12 protein-coding genes, 2 tRNA genes and 1 rRNA gene are annotated in these 17,185 nt (G+C 69.1%); 7 read left to right on the top strand and 8 right to left on the bottom strand.

Annotated elements, in window-relative coordinates; translation table 11 throughout:
- The first annotated feature begins 272 nt into the window (after window positions 1–272).
- Together HHL10_RS19140 and alr are read left to right on the top strand one after the other, a co-directional pair.
- The gene (locus HHL10_RS19140; RefSeq protein ID WP_169162001.1) at window positions 273–1,661 is read left to right on the top strand and encodes an alanine/glycine:cation symporter family protein; all 1,389 of its coding nucleotides are present in this window, start codon (window positions 273–275) and stop codon (window positions 1,659–1,661) included.
- A gap of 8 nt (window positions 1,662–1,669) precedes the next feature.
- Window positions 1,670–2,878, top strand: coding sequence for an alanine racemase (gene alr / locus HHL10_RS19135; protein WP_205833123.1), 1,209 nt, complete (start codon window positions 1,670–1,672; stop codon window positions 2,876–2,878).
- 76 nt (window positions 2,879–2,954) lie between these two features.
- On the opposite strand, the gene HHL10_RS19130 is transcribed toward alr, so the two are convergent.
- Window positions 2,955–3,029 (bottom strand) — tRNA-Val (locus tag HHL10_RS19130).
- A 39-nt stretch (window positions 3,030–3,068) separates the two neighbouring features.
- Window positions 3,069–3,153: transfer RNA gene (locus HHL10_RS19125), tRNA-Leu, on the bottom strand.
- Window positions 3,154–3,586: 433 nt separating this feature from the next.
- Between HHL10_RS19125 and HHL10_RS19120 the strand changes: the two genes are divergently transcribed.
- The 4 genes from HHL10_RS19120 (at window position 3,587) to HHL10_RS19105 (ending at window position 7,747) form a co-directional block, all read left to right on the top strand.
- Entirely contained in the window at window positions 3,587–4,543 is a 957-nt protein-coding gene (locus HHL10_RS19120; protein ID WP_169162000.1) for a DedA family protein/thiosulfate sulfurtransferase GlpE, read from the top strand.
- 254 nt (window positions 4,544–4,797) lie between these two features.
- Window positions 4,798–6,015 (top strand): hypothetical protein, encoded by a 1,218-nt coding sequence (locus HHL10_RS19115; protein ID WP_169161999.1) that lies wholly within the window; start codon window positions 4,798–4,800, stop codon window positions 6,013–6,015.
- A gap of 146 nt (window positions 6,016–6,161) precedes the next feature.
- On the top strand, window positions 6,162–6,932 hold the full coding sequence (locus HHL10_RS19110; protein WP_169161998.1) for a gamma-glutamyl-gamma-aminobutyrate hydrolase family protein: 771 nt from the start codon (window positions 6,162–6,164) through the stop codon (window positions 6,930–6,932).
- On the top strand, window positions 6,929–7,747 hold the full coding sequence (locus tag HHL10_RS19105) for a gamma-glutamyl-gamma-aminobutyrate hydrolase family protein (RefSeq protein ID WP_169161997.1): 819 nt from the start codon (window positions 6,929–6,931) through the stop codon (window positions 7,745–7,747). The genes HHL10_RS19110 and HHL10_RS19105 overlap by 4 nt, the downstream gene beginning before the upstream one ends.
- A 191-nt stretch (window positions 7,748–7,938) precedes the next feature.
- On the opposite strand, the gene HHL10_RS19100 is transcribed toward HHL10_RS19105, so the two are convergent.
- The 4 genes from HHL10_RS19100 to HHL10_RS19085 form a co-directional block, all read right to left on the bottom strand.
- The gene (locus tag HHL10_RS19100) at window positions 7,939–9,033 is read right to left on the bottom strand and encodes a hypothetical protein (RefSeq protein ID WP_169161996.1); all 1,095 of its coding nucleotides are present in this window, start codon (window positions 9,031–9,033) and stop codon (window positions 7,939–7,941) included.
- Between the two features lie 518 nt (window positions 9,034–9,551).
- Window positions 9,552–10,592 carry a hypothetical protein gene (locus tag HHL10_RS19095; RefSeq protein ID WP_169161995.1) on the bottom strand — a complete coding sequence of 347 codons (1,041 nt, stop codon included), beginning with the start codon at window positions 10,590–10,592 and terminating at the stop codon, window positions 9,552–9,554.
- Between the two features lie 382 nt (window positions 10,593–10,974).
- On the bottom strand, window positions 10,975–11,931 hold the full coding sequence (locus HHL10_RS19090) for a hypothetical protein (RefSeq protein WP_169161994.1): 957 nt from the start codon (window positions 11,929–11,931) through the stop codon (window positions 10,975–10,977).
- 184 nt (window positions 11,932–12,115) lie between these two features.
- A complete protein-coding gene (locus tag HHL10_RS19085; RefSeq protein WP_169161993.1) occupies window positions 12,116–12,583 on the bottom strand; it encodes an Lrp/AsnC family transcriptional regulator in 468 nt (155 codons plus the stop codon).
- A 118-nt stretch (window positions 12,584–12,701) separates the two neighbouring features.
- On the opposite strand from HHL10_RS19085, the gene mdeB reads away from it, so the two are divergent.
- Window positions 12,702–15,410, top strand: a complete 2,709-nt coding sequence (gene mdeB, locus HHL10_RS19080) for an alpha-ketoglutarate dehydrogenase (RefSeq protein WP_169161992.1) — start codon at window positions 12,702–12,704, stop codon at window positions 15,408–15,410.
- A gap of 3 nt (window positions 15,411–15,413) precedes the next feature.
- Here mdeB and HHL10_RS19075 read toward each other — a convergent pair whose 3' ends face one another.
- Together HHL10_RS19075 and rrf are read right to left on the bottom strand one after the other, a co-directional pair.
- Window positions 15,414–16,775 carry a glycosyltransferase family 87 protein gene (locus HHL10_RS19075; RefSeq protein WP_169161991.1) on the bottom strand — a complete coding sequence of 454 codons (1,362 nt, stop codon included), beginning with the start codon at window positions 16,773–16,775 and terminating at the stop codon, window positions 15,414–15,416.
- A 292-nt stretch (window positions 16,776–17,067) separates the two neighbouring features.
- Window positions 17,068–17,180: ribosomal RNA gene (gene rrf, locus HHL10_RS19070) — 5S ribosomal RNA — on the bottom strand.
- Window positions 17,181–17,185 lie beyond the last annotated feature (5 nt).

Raw genomic sequence — 17,185 nt, 5'->3', positions numbered from 1 at the left:
CGGGGACCCAGGCGGTCCCACGTCCGAGCGGAAGAGCGGCTGCAGGCGTTGCGTCATCGCGATGCCTGGCACGCCGACTGATCCGCTGGCCGTCAGCTTGGGGACCGCCTGGGTTCCCGCCTTCGCGGCAATGACGAAGTAGAGATCGTTGTTTCTCCAGCTTCGGCCGCCGTCTCGTCGGCGTCCGCCCGGACAGCCGTGCGCCTACGCCGGCGTGGCGGCTTTCATTCCTTCCCACCGGTTCCAACACACATACACAACGGAGACATCCCATGGAACAACTCACCGCCGTGGTCACGGCGATCAACGATTTCGTCTGGGGCCCGCCCATGCTGGTGCTGATCCTGGGCACCGGCCTGTTCCTGCAGTTGCGGCTGAAACTGATGCCGATCCGCCGCATCGGCACGGGCTTTCGCATGGTCTGGCGCGGGCGCCGCGCCGCCGACGGCGCCGCCGGCGAGATCAGCCCCTACGCCGCGCTGATGACGGCGCTGGCCGCCACGGTGGGCATCGGCAACATCGCCGGCGTGGCCACGGCCATTGCCATCGGCGGCCCCGGCGCGATGTTCTGGATGTGGATGACGGCGCTGGTGGGCATGGCCACCAAGTACGCCGAGGTGCTGCTGGCGGTGCATTTCCGCGAGACGGATGACCACGGCGAGCAGGTCGGCGGGCCGATGTACGCCATCAAGAACGGCCTGGGCCGGCACTGGCGCTGGCTGGGCGCGGCCTTCGCCATCTTCGGTGGCCTGGCCGGTTTCGGCATCGGCAACATGGTGCAGTCCAACAGCATCGCCGAGGTGATGCAGTCGAGCTTCGGCGTCTCGCGCTGGGCCTCGGGCCTGGTCATGACCGTGCTCACCGGCTTCGTGCTGCTGGGCGGCGTCAAGCGCATCGGCGCGGTGGCCGAGAAGCTGGTGCCGTTCATGTGCGTGGGCTACGTCGTGGTGGCGCTGACGGTGCTGGGCCTGTATGCCGAGCAGATCCCGGCGGCCTTCGCGCTGATCTTCCACCATGCCTTCAACCCGACCGCCGCGACCGGCGGCTTCGCCGGCGCGGCGGTGATGATGGCCATGCGCTACGGCGTGGCGCGGGGCATCTTCTCCAACGAGGCGGGCCTGGGCACGGCCGGCATCGCGCAGGCCGCGGGCCGCTCGCGCCATGCGGCCGAGTCGGGCCTCATCGGCATGATGGGCACCTTCATCGACACGCTCATCGTCTGCACGATGACGGGGCTGGTGCTCATCGTCACCGGCGCCTGGAGCAGCGGCCTCAAGGGCGCGGTGCTGAGCTCCAGCGCCTTCGAGACTGCCCTGCCCGGCTTCGGCGCGAGCTTCCTGGCGGTGGCCATCGTCGTCTTCGCCTACACCACCATCCTGGGCTGGGCCTACTACGGCGAAAAATGCTGGGAGTACCTGGTCGGCACCTCGGTGGAGAAGCCGTACCGGCTGGTGTGGACCGGCTTCGTGCTGGTGGGCGCGGTGACGCAGCTGGACTTCGTGTGGCTGGTGGCGGACACGCTCAATGCGTTCATGGCCTTCCCCAACCTGGTGTCGCTGGTGCTGCTGTCGCCGGTGGTCAAGCGGGTGACGCAGGACTACTTCGAGCGCCAGGGCGTGCCCGCGCGCTTCGTGGGCGGCACGGCGGGGATCACGCGATGAGCCACCCCATGAGCCATGCCTTCTGGCAGGACACGGCCGGTGCGCTGCTCACCATCGACCTCGGCGCGATCCGCGACAACTGGCGCCAGCTGCGCGCCCGCGTGGGCCGCGCGCGCTGCGCCGCGGTGGTGAAGGCCGATGCCTACGGGCTGGGCGCGGTGCGCGTCGCGCCGGCGCTGGCCGACGCCGGCTGCCGCGACTTCTTCGTCGCGCACCTGGACGAGGCGCTGGCGCTGAAGCCGCTGCTGCCGGCCGCCGCGACGCTGCACGTGCTGCATGGCCCGACGCCGGGTGCGGAGGCCGAGTTCGCGGCACAGGGCATCGTGCCGGTGCTCAACAGCCCGGCTCAGCTCGCAGCCTGGCGCGCGCTGGCGCAGCGGCTGGACCGCGAGCTGCCCGCCTTCGTGCAGGTGGACACCGGCATGGCGCGGCTGGGCCTCGCGCCCGCGGAGCTGCGCGCCGTCGCCGCCGATGCGCAGGCGCTGGTGGGCGTGCGCGTCATCGGCGTGATGAGCCACCTCGCTTGTGCCGAGGACCAGGCGCATCCCGCCAACCGGGAACAGCTGGAGCGCTTTCGCGCGGCGCGGCGCCTGCTGCCCGCGGCGCCGGCGAGCTTCGCCAACTCGTCGGGCGTTTTCCTCGGCGAGGACTACCACTTCGACCTGGTGCGCCCCGGCGCGGCGCTGTACGGCGTGGCGCCGGTCATGGGCATGCCCAATCCGATGCGGCCGGTGGTGAAGCTGCAGGGCAAGGTGATCCAGGTGCGCGGCATTGAGGCCGGCACGCCCGTCGGCTATGGCCACGGCTGGCGCAGCGGGCGGCCCGCGCGCATCGCCACCGTGTCGGTGGGCTATGCCGACGGCTGGCTGCGCTCCTTGAGCAACCGCGGCTGCGCCTGGGCAGGCGACGTGGCGCTGCCGCTGGTGGGCAAGGTGTCGATGGACACGGTCACGCTGGATGCCAGCGCGCTGCCGGACGGCGTGCTGCAGCCGGGCGCCCTGGTGGAGCTGATCAACGAGCGCCAAGGCGTCGATGCCGTGGCCGCGCAGGCGGGCACCATCGGCTACGAGATCCTCACCAGCCTGGGCCAGCGCTACGCGCGCCGCTACCTCGACGAAATCGAGCCGGCCCGAGAAAAAGCAGCAATCAAGGGAGAAAAATGGCCGGACGTTGCCGGCTCAACCGCCGGCGCGTTCAGGCAAAGACGCAGGCCATGACCAAGGATGCCGCGCGCCGCAGCGCGTGGTGTCTCAGTCAGCCTGGAGGGGAAACGAGAGAGATGGTGGCTTTTCCTGGTGGGCGGTGCAGGGTTCGAACCTGCGACCCCTGCCGTGTGAAGGCAGTGCTCTACCGCTGAGCTAACCGCCCGGGAAATGCCCGCTTCCCATCATAGGAAGCTTTCAGACTTGGTGCCCAGGAGAGGACTCGAACCTCCACGGAGTTACCCGCTAGTACCTGAAACTAGTGCGTCTACCAATTCCGCCACCTGGGCAATCAGGCGTCTGAAGGATTCGAACTATAGCAGCACTTCCAGTCCTTTCATAGTCCATTTCAAGAAAATTTCAAGAAAGTTTCAGCCTCAACCTTCATCCTGCCTGCCGCCGGCGTTCCGGCACGGGCTCATGAGCTGAGCCAGCGCGAGGTGGCGAGCCGTGGCCAGATAAGCCTGTCGGGCAGCCGCGCGGGACAAGAGCCGGGCTGAGCCGCGGGTGCCGCGAAGGGCGGCCTGCGTTGCCCACTGCGCCCGCGAACGATTGCGCCTGCAACCACAAGCGCTGCGCTCTCTGCGGGCTTGAGCGCAACGACGAGTGCCGTGCACTTGCTTCGCTCCCGGGCAGCCGCCACGGCCCTGGCCGCCCGGGGGCGTCGCGAGGAAAACCCCCTGCCCGGCAGTCCCGGGCCGCCCGGCCTACGCTGCGGGCTCCATGCAAGCGCTTGTCGATCTGCTGCTGCGCCACGGGGTGCTGCTCGTGTTCGCGGTCACGCTGGCCGCGCGCATCGGCGCGCCGGTGCCGGCGGCGCCGCTGCTGGTGGTGGCCGGCGGACTGGCCGCGGGCGGGCAGTTCTCGCTGGCCGCGGCCTTTGCCGTGGCGGTGCTGGCCAACGTGCTCGGCGACGCGGTGTGGTTCGTCGGCGGGCGGCGCCAGGGGCATCGCGTCATGCGGCTGCTGTGCCGGGTGTCGCTGTCGCCCGACTCCTGCGTGCGGCGCAGCGAGAACCTGATCGGCCGCTGGGGCGGCAGCTCGCTGATCGCCGCCAAGTTCGTGCCCGGCGTGTCGCTGGTGGCGGCGCCGATGGCCGGCGCGCTGGCCATGCCCTGGCGCACTTTCCTGCTCTTCGAAGTCATCGGCGGCGCGCTCTGGAGTTTGGCCTTCCTGGTGCTGGGCATGGTGTTCAGCCGCGAGATCCAGCGCGTGCTCGATGTCATGGCCAGCGCGGGCACCTCGGCGCTGATCGGGCTGGGACTGCTGCTGGCGGCCCTGCTGGTGTTGCGCTGGTGGCGCCGGCGCCGCCAGGCGCTCGACATGGCGATGCCGCGCATCGGCGTCGAGGAGCTGCGTGCGCTGCTGCAGGGCGAGGCGCCGCCCGTGGTGGTGGACGTGCGCGCCGCCTCCAGCCTGGACATCGACGCGCGCCGCATCCCGGGCGCGCGGCAGGTCGAGCTCGCCCGCATCGCGGCCCTGGCCGGACAGCTCCATCCGGAACAGGAAATCGTCGTCTACTGCAACTGCCCCAACGACGTCTCCGCGGCCCAGGCGGCGCGCGTGCTGCAGTCGCACGGCTTCAGGCGCGTGCGCCCGCTGGCCGGCGGCTTGGACGCCTGGTTCGCCGAGGACACCCTTGGGCAAACCTCGGCAGCACACTCGCCGACGGCCCACTGAGCGGCGGCCCGGCCAGCGCGGCGCCATGCCAACGGCGGGTTAACCGCCTATTGGTCACAAGGTTTGCCGCCGCGCTTAATCTGACGTCGCGGATTTTCGGACAAGAAATCTCGGGAGTTTCCCGGGCGTGGATGCAGGTCGAGCGACCCGTCAGCATCACGCCCTGGCAATCACCCGCGTGGCCCCTTCGGCAGCCGGCATTCACCGGCTCCGCAGGCAGGGTGTGTTTTTCATGAATCGGCTCGGGGGTGAAAATGAAGGCCTCCCTTCGGCGCTTGTCCATGGATTTAGCGATGGTCCTTGCCCTGGTATCGGGCGGATGCGGCGGCGGCGATTCGCAAGCGCTGCGGGCCAGCCTGGATACTGCTCAAACCGGCGCGCGAGAAACCGCTGCCGTCTCAGGCTCCAAAACGGCGCAGAATTTTCAGCCGTCCGCGGCGCTGGCCGCGCCCGGCAATATGAAATGGAATCCCGGCCATTACGTCGTGTTCCAGGCGGACGAAGGTGACCACGCGGTGGACAGCGGCCTGAAGGAAGTCGAGCACCTGCCCTTCGTGAAAGGCATCGTGGTGCGCGCGTACTGGCAGCAGATCGAGAAGGACAAGGACGTCTACAGCTTCTGGCGCATCGAGCGTTTCCTGAACAAGGCGGCGGCGCGGCAGAAGCGCTTCTTCCTGCTGCTGAGCCTGCGCTCCTTTCGCTCGGACCGCGTGGCACCGGCCTACCTGCACACGCCCTACTACGACGGCGGCGTCTTCCACATCCAGACCCACAAGGACAGCCAGGGCGAAGTCATCACGCTGTGGAACGAGCACACGCGCCACCGCGTGACCAAGCTGATCCGCACCCTGGCCGCGCGCTACAACAGTCATCCCTATTTCGAAGGCCTGATACTGACGGAGACGGCTTTTGGCCGCCCCGTGGAGCCGGTCACTGCTGAGCAGAAAACCGCCTACTACGTGAATTTCATCCGGCTGGATACCGCGGCCCGGGCTGCGTTTGCCAACACGGTGGTGATCCAGTTCGTGAATTTTCCAAAGGAATTTACGCCGGCCATCGTCAGCAATTTGCAGGCGCAGGGCCTGGGCTACGGCTCGCCGGACGTCTTCATGGCCGACGATGACCACGAGAAATACGTCTACCCCTTCAATGACCAGGTGCGCGGGCAGATTCCCATCGGCATGCAGGTGGAGTCCGATTCCTATTACTCGCCTTATGGCGGCGGCCCCTTCGATCCGCCGGACGTGTGGGACCTTTATGAATTCTCCAGGGACCGCCTGTACAGCAACTACGTGTTCTGGGAACGCGACCTGCGCCCGCCCCTCGTGGCCTGGAAAAAGGTGTTGAAGATGTTCAATTCGCCCGAGTTTCCCGCCACGCCCACCGGCGGGCTGGAGGCCGCTTGCCCGAGCAGGTACACGCGCTGCGTCGGCCAGGACGAAGCCGCCCGCGCCTCGGGCACGGCGCGTTGAACACCCCGGGAACGCAGTCGCGGCGCCAGCGGCCGGCCCTGCGGCGGCGCCGGCAGGCCCCCGAATTGCCCTGTCGGCTTCATTGCCTACATCCCGTCGCGCGACGGGCGTCGCCCCTGGCGGCGCCGCGGACGCACCCTCGACACATGCCTGCACACAAGCCGCTCGTCTGGTTGCCGGCCTGCCACCGCAACCTCGATCTGTCCGACCCCGGCGGGTACACGGTCCTGGCCGACCGCTATGCGGCGGCCGTGTGCCAGCTCGGCCTGCAGCCGGTGCTGTTCCCGCTGGCCGGCGCCGCCGACGTGCCGGCGCTGCTGCCGCTGATTGATGGCGTGCTGCTCACCGGCTCGCCCTCCAACGTCGAGGCCAGCCACTTCGGCGCCTCGGCGCTGGAGACGGACCTGCTCGACCCGCGCCGCGACCGCCTCACCATGGCGCTGGTGCCCGCCGCGCTGGAGGCCGGCACGCCGCTGTTCGGCGTGTGCCGCGGCCTGCAGGAGATGAACGTGGCGCTGGGCGGCAGCCTGTACCAGCAGGTGCATGCCGAGCCCGAGCACCTGGACCACCGCGAGCCGCAGGACGCGGACCTGGAGGTGCAGTTCGCCGAGCGGCATGAAGTGATCCTGCAGCCCGGCAGCGCCTTCGCGCAGTGGGCGGGCGGCGAGCGCGCGCTGGTGAACTCGCTGCATGGCCAGGGCATCAAGCGGCTGGGCCAAGGCCTGGTGGCCGAGGCGCTGGCACCGGACGGCCTCGTCGAAGGCGTGCGCTCGACGCAAAGCAAGGCCTTCGCCTACGGCGTGCAGTGGCACCCGGAATGGCGCCATGACCGCATTCCCTTCTACCAGCGCACGCTGCAGGCCTTTGCCGAGGCCTGCCGCGAGCATTGCCGGCTGCGCCAGGGGCCTTGCGCATGATGGACGACCCGCTGCTTCTGGAAGCCGGACGCGTGCCTTGCGTCTGGGTCGCGGCCAGCCATCGCGAGCTGGGCAACGAGCATGGCCATCCGCAGATGTACACGGTGATGGACGAGGTGGGCGTGCGCACGCTGCTCAACCTGGGCCTGCAGCCGGTGTGCTACCCGCGCGTGCCCGCCGGCCGGCTGCCGCTGATGCTGGACCAGGTGCAGGGCGTGCTGCTAGGCGGCTCGGCCACCAACGTGCACCCGCGCCACTACGGGGAGGAGCCGCTGCAGGAAGACATGCCCTTCGACGAGGCGCGCGACGCCGTGACGCTGCCGCTGATCCGGCTGTGCATCGAGCGCGGTGTGCCCCTCATTTCCTTCTGCCGGGGCTCGCACGAGTTCAACGTCGCCATGGGCGGCAGCATGCACCAGAGCCTGCAGGTGCTGGGCGGGCCGGTGGTGCACTGGGAGAGCCCGGAGGAGTCACTGGACGAGCAGTACGCCGAGCGGCACGAGGTTGCCCTGCTGAATGGCGGCGAGCTGGAGCGCATCACCGGCTGCACGCGCTTCGCGGTGAGCTCGCTGCACTCGCAGGGCGTCAAGCGCCTGGCGCCGGGCCTGGTGGCCGAAGCGCTGGCCGACGACGGGCTGGTGGAGGCCTTCCGCTGGCACGACCCGCGGCAGTTCGCCTGGGGTTTCCAGTTCCATCCCGAGTGGGGCCACCAGGCGCATCCGCGCTACGCCAAGATCATGGGCGCCTTCGTGGAGGCCTGCTGGGCGCGGCTGCGCGGCGAAATTCAGCCCTTGGGAATGGGCGTCCCGGCCTGAATGCCGGGCCGGCCGGGCACGCCGAGAATTCCTTCAGGTTTCTGGGCCCTGCTTGAACCCGGATATTCGCCGAGTGTCCTGCGGCAAGGCTTGATTCGGCTTATTGATCAAAGCCGAAGTATTTCCCTGGCACATCTGGCGTGCCGAAATAAACAAGCCCCGGACTGGCCGGGGCTGGGGAATATCTCTTTTTATTTTCTCGGTATGAGCATGCACGCCTCGGTGCGCCAGACCAGATCGCTGTAGCGGTAGCGCCCATAGCCGACGATCACGCCGGCGTCATTGATGCCGGCCACGTCCCCGAGCCGGTACCAGCCCGGCTGATTGGGGTCGTAGGGCGGGATCAGCCGTATCCGGGTCTGCCCTTCATCGATCCACATGGCGCCGCCGTTGCGCGGGTCGGCGTTGCCGTCGAAGACGAAGCCGACCATGTCCCTGCGGTTGTTGACGCCCAGTGCCACGGTGGGCTGGCCGTTGAGCATCGGGGTCAGCTTGTATTCGCCTTCAGCGGTGTAAATGAAGCCTTGCCGCGTCCACAGCAGATCGGTGGTGTGCACGTAGCCGGCGATGTCGCCCTTGTTGTTGATGGCGGTAGGCACCACGTTGGTGAAGCCCGGGGGCGTGGGCATCAGTTGCGGGCTCTTGCCGCGCATCAGCCGCACGCCTTGGCGCACCCCCACGCCGTTGAGCACCACCTCGCGGAAGCCGACGATGTCGCCACGTTCGTTGATGGCCGTGGCCTGCGCGGCGTAGCCGCCCCAGGTGCCCAGGTCGACCATCTGCTGTTCCCACCAGTACATCGCGTGCGAGGCGCCGGGCGCGGCCTCGGACCAGCCCACGATTTCCGAGCGGTTGTTGATGCCCGCGGCGTGGCTGTGCCCCCCGCCCAGCGCGGCCAGCGTCTGCAGGGTGTCGTTGCGGTAGCGGAAGGCCTGGGTAAAGCTGCCCTGCCGGAACCAGCCCACGACCTCGATACGGGCGTTGATGCCGCGCGCCTCGCCGGGGCCGTCGGTGTAGATCGGCTTCGGTACCTCGCCGGGAAAGAACAGCGCCGGCCGGTAGCCACCCTGGATGTCGAAACTCACGTAGCCGGCGGCCTTGCGGTTGGAACTCACCGCGAAAGCCGCGCTCCTGCCGCCCTGGAAGGTGCCCAGCGAAAATATGTCGTAATTGGGAATGACCGCTGCCCGCGGCTGGGCTTGGCCGCCCTGGTCAAGGCCGGCGGCATAGGCGCCCGGCACCAGACCGGACGCCACCACGGAAATCGTGAAATTCCTTCGTTTCATGACGCCTCCGTCATATAAAAAGGCAAGCTACCTGTGAACAGCGGACGATCGAAGTCCGCTTCAAGTTCTCGAAAATTTCGGGCCAGGTGAATGATTCGGCGCCGACCCGCATTTGAGCTCGGCTATGTAAGGCAAGTGGCCGGCGCGCGCGATCGGCACCGCGCCGGCCAATGCCATGGAAAACGCTAACTCCCTACGCTTCATCGGTCCCTCCTTTGAAAAGCATGCGATATAGGCATGCCGGGCCCAGCGTAACTGGCACGTTACTTACTCATCATCCCCAAGGCGGGCCATTGATTTTCCCGAATAACCATGGCCGCAAATTCAAGCACCCGCTCAATCCTGAAAAAACGGTGCGGGACAAAGACCGCGATATCACACAAGACGGAATTGGTTCCATGGAATTCGCGCAGTAAAAACCCTGTGTCGGACCGGCGGCTCGCGGTACTGCAAGGAATAAAAACACCATGCAGATAATCCCCGGCCCATGGTCCGGCCCGGGGATTTGAAGCCGGCGCTCAATACCGCGGGATGAGCATGTAAGCCTCCGAGCTTCTGCGCCCGGGCGGCACGCGGTACTGGCCGTCACCGACGATCACGCCGACGTCGTTGATGGCATTGGCGCCACCCAGTGCGTACCAGCCGGCCTGCAGGGCTTCCGGCAGCGCCACCAGGCCGACGCTCTGCTTGCCGCCATCGAGCCAGGCGATGCCGCGGTCGCGCGGATCGGCGTTGCCGTCGAAGATGTACCCGACCAGATCCCTGTGGACGTTGAGGGACGTGCCGACGGAAGGGTTGCCGCTCTGGGTGGGGAACAGCTTGTACTTGCCGTCGGCGTAGATGAACGCGACCCGGCCGAACAGGTAGTTGTTTGCCGGGTACATGTAGCCGCCGATGTCGCCGCGGTTGTTGATGCTGGCGGGCACCACGCTTTCGTAACCCGGCAGGGTGGGCAACAGCTGGGGCCGCCGGCCGCGCATCAGGCGCACGCCCTGGCGCACCCCCACGCCATCGACCAGCACCTCCCGGAAGCCGACGATGTCGCCGCGCTCGTTGAGCGCCGTGGCCTGCGCGGCATAGCCGCCCCAGGTGCCCAGGTCGATGAGGCGCTCGCCCCACCAGTAAACCGCGTGCGCGGCCCCGGGCGCCGCCTCCGACCAGCCCACGATTTCCGAGCGGTTGTTGATCGCGGCGGCATGGCTGCTGCCCCCGCCCAAGGACGACAGCGTGGCGAGCTGCTCGCGCCACCAGCGGAAGGCCTGGGTGAAGCTGCCCTGCCGGAACCAGCCCACGATCTCGGTGCGGATGTTGATTCCGGTGGCCTCGCCGGGTCCGTCGGTGTAGAGCGGCTGGGGTGGCCGGCCGGGGATGAACAGCGCCGGCCGGTAGCCCCCTTCGATGTCCAGCCCCACCGCGCCGGCGGCCTTGCCCAAGGCGCTCACGGCCAGGGCGCTGCTCCAGCTGCCATTGATCGTGCCCAGGCGCAGCACCGCGTAGCTTCGCGGCTTGGCACGCCGCTCCGGCGCCGCCGTGTCATCGGCGGCATAAGCCGTCTTCATGAAACCGGCCGTAGCCAGTGAAATATTGAACAACCTCCGCTTCATGGCACCTCCACCCATAAAAAAGCACGCGCTATCGCGCATGCCGGGGCCAGCGTAGCGGCGCACTCATTTCTTCCCACCCCCGAAGCGAGCCCTTGTTTCGTGGATTTGATAAATCGCAACACCGTGGTTGACCACACCGCAGCGATGTCGTTCTGGATATGTCGCCGAGACAATATCCCGTCGTCCGATATTGGTGGGCCGGATATTCCAGGGCCCGGGCCAGGCGACGCCTGGCTCGCGCGATTCAATTCCCTGAACGCAATAGGTCAATCGGCCGGCTGAAAAAGAAACGGCAGGCCAGGTCTGCCGTCCGAAGCCTTGAAGGCCAGCGGCCCGCTCAGACGGTGTCGAGTTCGAACACCGGCACCTGCCCTCGCACCTGGGCGCAAGGCTGGGCCGCCTGCCGGACGCCGCGCAGCCGGTCTTCGGCCGGTTGTGCCGCGTCCACCACCAGCACCCGCACCGGATGCCGGAACTCCGCGCAATGCTGCTCCAGCATGCGCAACGCCTGCGACAGCAGCCGGGGATGCAGGCCGTCGGCCACGATCAGCGTGGCCCGGCGCGGGCGGAACGCGTGCAGGTGCGCCAAGTCCGTCGCCCGGGCCGGCAGGTAGCCGGCGTCCCAGGGCGTGTCCGGCGGCAGGGGGCGCCACCACAGGCATTCGTCCAGCTTGATGCGCAGCCGCCAAGCGATGCGCCGCAGCTTGCCCTCCAGGGCCCGCAGCCGCACGGTGCCGTCGATGTGGCGCGAGAAGGCCAGCGCCAGCTGCGACCGCTCGGCGACGCTGCCGCCGGTGAGCACGGCCACCTTCAGCGGCTGCGCCAACTCGGCTGCGGCCAGCGGCTGCCAGAAGGGTGCGCTCGCCGCCGGGCCGGCGGCCTGGCACCAGCGCTCCAGCCCGGCCCAGGCCGCCTGTTGCGCCGGGCTGCGCGGGCCGGTCCAGGCCGAGGCCGGGGCCGGGGCGGCGGGCGGGTCCACGCGCAGCGCCGCAGCGTCGTAGCGCGCCAGCAGCGTGGGCCCGATGCGGCGCGCGGGCAGCAGGCACAGCGGGAAGGCCGCGGCCGTCAGCAGCGCCAGCTCGCGCAGCAGCGCTCCCGGCAGCGGCTGGCCCAGCAGCAGCGTATCGAGCCAGCCGCGATGGGCGCCGGCCTGGCCGGCCAAGGCGCCCAGCAGCAGCGCCACGCCCTCGGTGCCCAGCGCCAGGGCGATGGCCCCGGCGCCCGCGACGGCAAAGGTCGCCGCCGCCTCCTTCCCCCTGCCGACCCCGTGCCGGCCCTGGATGCGCGTGTCCATGTTCTTGTCTCCCGGTCCCTCACCAGCGGCCGCCATGCTAGGGGCTGGCGGCCCTCGTTCCTTTGCTCCGGCGCAGGCTCCGTGTCGCCCTTCACGGCCGCGGGCTCCAGGCTGACCCGGATGGTGGAACCGGCCGGCCCAAGGCAACGCGCATTTGGCCCCGCCCGACATGCCCGGCGTCGGCCTACCCCTTCCCCAGCGGCAGCGCCGTCTTGTAGCGCACCTGCTTGAGCGCGAAGGAGGAGCGGATCTTGTCCACCTCTTCCATCGGCGAGAGCTGTTCGAGGATGAAGCGCTCCAGCGCCGGGATGTCGGGCACCGCCACGCGCAGCAGGTAGTCCTCCTGGCACGACATCAGGTAGCACTCCATCACTTCCTCCCGGGCGCAGACCTGGGCCTCGAAGGCCGCCAGCGCCGCGCGCGTCTGGTGCTTGAGGCTGACCGAGATGAACACGTTCAGGTCCAGGCCCAGCTGCTTGGCATCGAGCAGCGCCACGTACTGCCGGATCACGCCCCGCGCCTGCAGCGCCTTGACCCGCGCCAGGCAGGGCGAGGGCGACAGGTGCACGCGCTGCGCCAAGGCCACGTTGGACAGGCCGGCATCACGCTGCAGCTCGTGAAGTATCCGCAGATCGGTGGCATCAAGGTCCATTCCACTCCTCCATATCCTATTTCGCAGCATTTTGTGCTGCCATGAGCTTGCTCAGCGGTGAACTGCGGTCACTCGTGCCGCGGGTCCATTCCTAAACTGCCCGCACCAGGAGAGCCCCATGAGCGACTTGAAGATCCAGCAGCACCTCGCCGCCCTGCCCGTGGCGGACCCCGATCCGCAAGAAAGTGCCGAGTGGCGCGACGCGCTGGCCTCGCTGCTGCAGGCGGCCGGGCCGGCGCGGGTGCGCCAGATCATGGACATGCTCGCCGCTGCGGCGCGCGATCCGGCCGTGGGCTGGCAGCCCGAGCGCGGCACGCCCTACGTCAACAGCATTCCCGCCGCGCAGCAGCCGCCCTTCCCGGGCGACCTGGCCATCGAGGAGCGGCTGGCCTCGCTGATGCGCTGGAACGCGCTGGCCATGGTGGTGCGCGCCAACCAGGCTTATGGTGAGCTGGGTGGTCACATCGCCAGCTACGCCAGCGCGGCGGACCTGTTCGAGGTCGGCTTCAACCATTTTTTCCGTGCCGGCGGCGAGCAGGGCGGCGGCGACCTGGTCTTCTTCCAGCCGCATTCCGCGCCGGGCGTGTACGCGCGCGCCTTCCTGGAGGGGCGGCTGAGCGAGGCCGACCTGGCGCATTACCGGCAGGAGATCGGCGCGGCCCGCGCCGGCGTGCGCGGACTCTCCAGCTATCCGCATCCCTGGCTGATGCCGGACTTCTGGCAGTTCCCCACCGGCTCCATGGGCCTGGGGCCGATCAGCTCCATCTACCAGGCGCGCTTCATGCGCTACCTCGCGCACCGCGGGCTGCTGGACACGACGGGCCGCAAGGTGTGGGGGGTGTTCGGCGACGGCGAGATGGACGAGCCCGAGAGCATGAGCGCGCTGACGCTGGCGGCGCGCGAGAAGCTGGACAACCTGATCTGGGTCGTGAACTGCAACCTGCAGCGCCTGGACGGCCCGGTGCGCGGCAACGGCCGCATCATCGACGAGCTCGAAGCCCTGTTCGCCGGCGCCGGCTGGCGCGTCATCAAGCTGGTCTGGGGCTCCGACTGGGACGGCCTGTTCGCCCGCGACACCGAGGGCGCGCTGGTGCAGACCTTCTCGCGCACGGTGGACGGGCAGCTGCAGACCTTCGCCGCCAAGGACGGGCGCTACAACCGCGAGCATTTCTTTGGCCAGAACCCGCAGCTGGCGGCGCTGGCGCAGGGGCTGACCGACGAGCAGATCGACCGCCTCAAGCGCGGCGGCCACGACCTGGTGAAGATTTACGCCGCCTACCACGCCGCGGCGCGCAGCACGGGGCAGCCGACCGTGATCCTGGCCCAGACCAAGAAGGGCTACGGCATGGGCGAGGCCGGCCAGGGCCGCATGACCACGCACCAGCAGAAGAAGCTGGAACGCGAGGACCTGATTGCCTTCCGCAACCGTTTCGACCTGCCGCTGAGCGACGAGGCGGCGGCCAGCCTCAGCTACGTGAAGCCGGCCGCGGACAGCCCGGAGCTGCGCTACCTGCACGCGCGCCGCGCGGCGCTGGGCGGCACGCTGCCCAGCCGCCGCACCCAGGCCGAGCCGGTGCCCGTGCCGGCGCTGGAGCGTTACGGCAGCTTCGCGCTGCAGGCCGAGGGCAAGGAGATGAGCACCACCATGGCCTTCGTGCGCATGCTGGGCGGCCTGCTCAAGGACGCCGCGCTGGGCCCGCGCGTGGTACCCATCGTCGCAGACGAGGCGCGTACCTTCGGCATGGCGAACCTGTTCAAGCAGGTCGGCATCTACGCCTTCAATGGCCAGAGCTACGAGCCCGAGGACATCGGCTCGCTGATGAGCTACCGCGAGGCGCGCGACGGGCAGATCCTGGAGGAAGGCATCAGCGAGGCCGGCGCCGTCAGCAGCTGGACCGCGGCGGCCACGAGCTACTCGGTGCACGGCCAGCCGATGCTGCCCTTCTACATCTACTACTCGATGTTCGGCTTCCAGCGCATCGGCGACCAGATCTGGGCCGCCGCCGACCAGCGCGCCCGCGGCTTCCTCCTCGGCGCCACGGCCGGGCGCACCACGCTGGGCGGCGAGGGCCTGCAGCACCAGGACGGCCACAGCCTGCTGCAGGCGGCGCAGATCCCGAACTGCCGCGCCTACGACCCCTGCTTCGCCGGTGAATTCGCCGTGATCCTGGACCACGGCATGCGCCGCATGCTCGAAGCGCAGGAGGACGTCTTCTATTACGTCACTTTGATGAACGAGAGCTACGCCCAGCCGACGCTGCCGCAGGACGTGGCCGCCGACGTCATCCGCGGCCTGTACCGCTACGGCGAGCAGCGGCCGTCGGGCGCGGCGTGCGGCCGGGTGCGGCTGGTGGGCTCCGGGACGATCCTGCGCGAGGCCATTGCCGCGGCCGAGCTGCTGGCGCGGGACTGGGGTGTGGCAGGGGAAGTGTGGAGCGCCACCAGCTTCAGCGAGCTGGCGCGCGAGGCGCGCGAGGTGGAGCGCTGGAACCGGCTGCATCCCCAGGCCGCGCCGCGCACCAGCCATGTGCGGCACTGCCTGGACGGCGAGCCGCCGGTGGTGGCCGCCAGCGACTACGTGCGCGCCTGGCCGCAGCTGGCGCTGGCCTATGTGGATGCGCCCGTCACGGTGCTGGGCACGGACGGTTTCGGGCGCAGCGACACGCGCGCGGCGCTGCGCGGCTTCTTCGAGGTGGACCGCCACCAGATCGTGCTGGCCGCGCTCACTGCGCTGCGCAACGAAGGCCGCGTGAACGCCGCCGCCTGCGCCGAGGCGATCGCGCGCTACGGCATCGCCACGGAACAGCCGGCGCCCTGGGAGCGCTGAGGCTCAGCGCAGGGCCGGGCTGCCCTGCCCGGTCGGGTCGGCCGCACGTTCGGCGGTGACCGCCTCGGTACCGAGCCGGCCCGCGGCGCGGTCGCGCATCCGGTACAGCAGCCACAACACCACCAGGCTGGCCAGGAACAGGTAGGACTGCGCCACGTTGGCCCAGCTCAGCGCCAGCTCCTGCGCCGAAGGCCAGAAGCGCGAGCAGAACAAAAAGGCCAGAACCAGCAGCCCCCAGGACGCCGGGCGCGACGCCGGCGTCTCGTCGTCCCACAGCAGCGCGGCCAGCACCGGGAAGGCCGGCGACATGACGCCGTAGTGGTGCTCCCAGGCAATGGGCGAGGCCATCGTGAAGCTCAGGGCGGCGATGAGCAGGTCCACCACGCTGAACCGGGGCGCGCGGCGCCGGAACCACAGCGCCGGCAGCAGCAGCGCCACCGAGGAGATCAGCGTGGCGGCATGGACCACGGGGTGGTAAGGCGCCAGCTCATGCTCCGGCCAATGGAAGCTGTCGCCATTGCCCAGCAGGCGGTGGAACAGGCCGTTGACGGACTGGTTGGGGTAGTAGGCCTCGCCATGGCGGCTCATGTGCGAGACCACGGACAGGTAGTCCAGGTTGTCCCGCAGCCCGAACAGGCCGATGGACCAGGCGGCGCCGGCCAGCACCACGAGCCCCCAGCCGGCGGCGAAGTGCCATTGCCGGCGCAGCAGCGCCCAGGGCAGGAACAGGGCGAACTGCGGCTTGAACAGGCAGACCAGGCCGATGAGCGCGCCGGCGATGGAGAGCTGGCCGCGCATCCACGCCAGGCAGGCCAGGGCGAACCAGGCGTTGAGCCAGGTCTGCACCTGTCCGAGGCTGTAGGCCTTGAGGACGGGGTAGAAGCTCAGGCTCATCAAGGCGCCCGCGACCCAGGCCGCGTACAGCGTGCGCCGCGGGGTCCGGGGCGTGGCCCGGGCCTTGAAGGCCTCGTACGCGATCTGGGCCACCACCAGGGCTTCCAGCAGCAATACCACCCGGCTCACGGCATTCAGGCGTCCGCTGCCGAGCCGGATGCCCCATTGATCGGCCAAGTACGGCGGCAGCAGGCTGGTCAGCGGGTACTGGAACTTGACGCCGTCCTGGAAGAACAGGAGCTGGTACAGCGGCTCCTGGTGCGGGCTGCGCACGGCCTCGTAGGCCTGCTGCATGTGGCGCCAGGAGTCGTCCGTGGCGCGGCCCCTGAGCCAGTCGTGGAGCGGCGTGAACGAGGACTGGGCATAGAGCAGCTGGTGAATGCCGTCGATGCACAGGATGCCCAGCACCAGCCAGAGCCATGGACTCGCCCTGAAACCCAGGCAAGCGGGCGGCAAGCGGCGTTCAGTCATGCGGGCCTCCAGGCGGACATGCCGGGGCGCTGAACGGCTCGACAGGACTTGTCCAGTCCGCACCCCACCGGCGAGCCGCATTGCACGACCGCCTGAGGCAGCCCAGGCGCATCCCGGGGTAACGGTTGTACCCAGGGCTTTTCAGACCCCGCAGTCGTGCTGTTGCGCCATCCTCCTCGCGGGGGAGCCGCCCTGGCATGCGCGCCGGGCCAAGGATATTTGCGACGAGATTCGAAAGCGCAAAGCAAAACGCCCCGACCATATTCTGGTCGGGGCGTTTGGCGGGATATTAGCCTGACGATGTCCTACTTTCACACGGGAATCCGCACTATCATCGGCGCTGAGGTGTTTCACGGTCCTGTTCGGGATGGGAAGGGGTGGGACCACCTCGCTATGGTCATCAGGCTTGA

Origin of the sequence: Azohydromonas caseinilytica (genome assembly GCF_012927045.1) — a bacterium.
GTDB classification, from domain to species: Bacteria; Pseudomonadota; Gammaproteobacteria; order Burkholderiales; family Burkholderiaceae_C; genus Azohydromonas; species Azohydromonas caseinilytica.
This window is presented reverse-complemented; position numbering and strand designations above follow the sequence as displayed.

Coding starts and splice junctions, on each gene's coding strand:
- HHL10_RS19140 (WP_169162001.1), top strand. CDS start 273: ATGGAACAACTCACCGCCGTGGTCACGGCGATCAACGATTTCGTCTGG.
- alr (WP_205833123.1), top strand. CDS start 1,670: ATGAGCCATGCCTTCTGGCAGGACACGGCCGGTGCGCTGCTCACCATC.
- HHL10_RS19120 (WP_169162000.1), top strand. CDS start 3,587: ATGCAAGCGCTTGTCGATCTGCTGCTGCGCCACGGGGTGCTGCTCGTG.
- HHL10_RS19115 (WP_169161999.1), top strand. CDS start 4,798: ATGAAGGCCTCCCTTCGGCGCTTGTCCATGGATTTAGCGATGGTCCTT.
- HHL10_RS19110 (WP_169161998.1), top strand. CDS start 6,162: ATGCCTGCACACAAGCCGCTCGTCTGGTTGCCGGCCTGCCACCGCAAC.
- HHL10_RS19105 (WP_169161997.1), top strand. CDS start 6,929: ATGATGGACGACCCGCTGCTTCTGGAAGCCGGACGCGTGCCTTGCGTC.
- HHL10_RS19100 (WP_169161996.1), bottom strand. CDS start 9,033: ATGAAACGAAGGAATTTCACGATTTCCGTGGTGGCGTCCGGTCTGGTG.
- HHL10_RS19095 (WP_169161995.1), bottom strand. CDS start 10,592: ATGAAGACGGCTTATGCCGCCGATGACACGGCGGCGCCGGAGCGGCGT.
- HHL10_RS19090 (WP_169161994.1), bottom strand. CDS start 11,931: ATGGACACGCGCATCCAGGGCCGGCACGGGGTCGGCAGGGGGAAGGAG.
- HHL10_RS19085 (WP_169161993.1), bottom strand. CDS start 12,583: ATGGACCTTGATGCCACCGATCTGCGGATACTTCACGAGCTGCAGCGT.
- mdeB (WP_169161992.1), top strand. CDS start 12,702: ATGAGCGACTTGAAGATCCAGCAGCACCTCGCCGCCCTGCCCGTGGCG.
- HHL10_RS19075 (WP_169161991.1), bottom strand. CDS start 16,775: ATGACTGAACGCCGCTTGCCGCCCGCTTGCCTGGGTTTCAGGGCGAGT.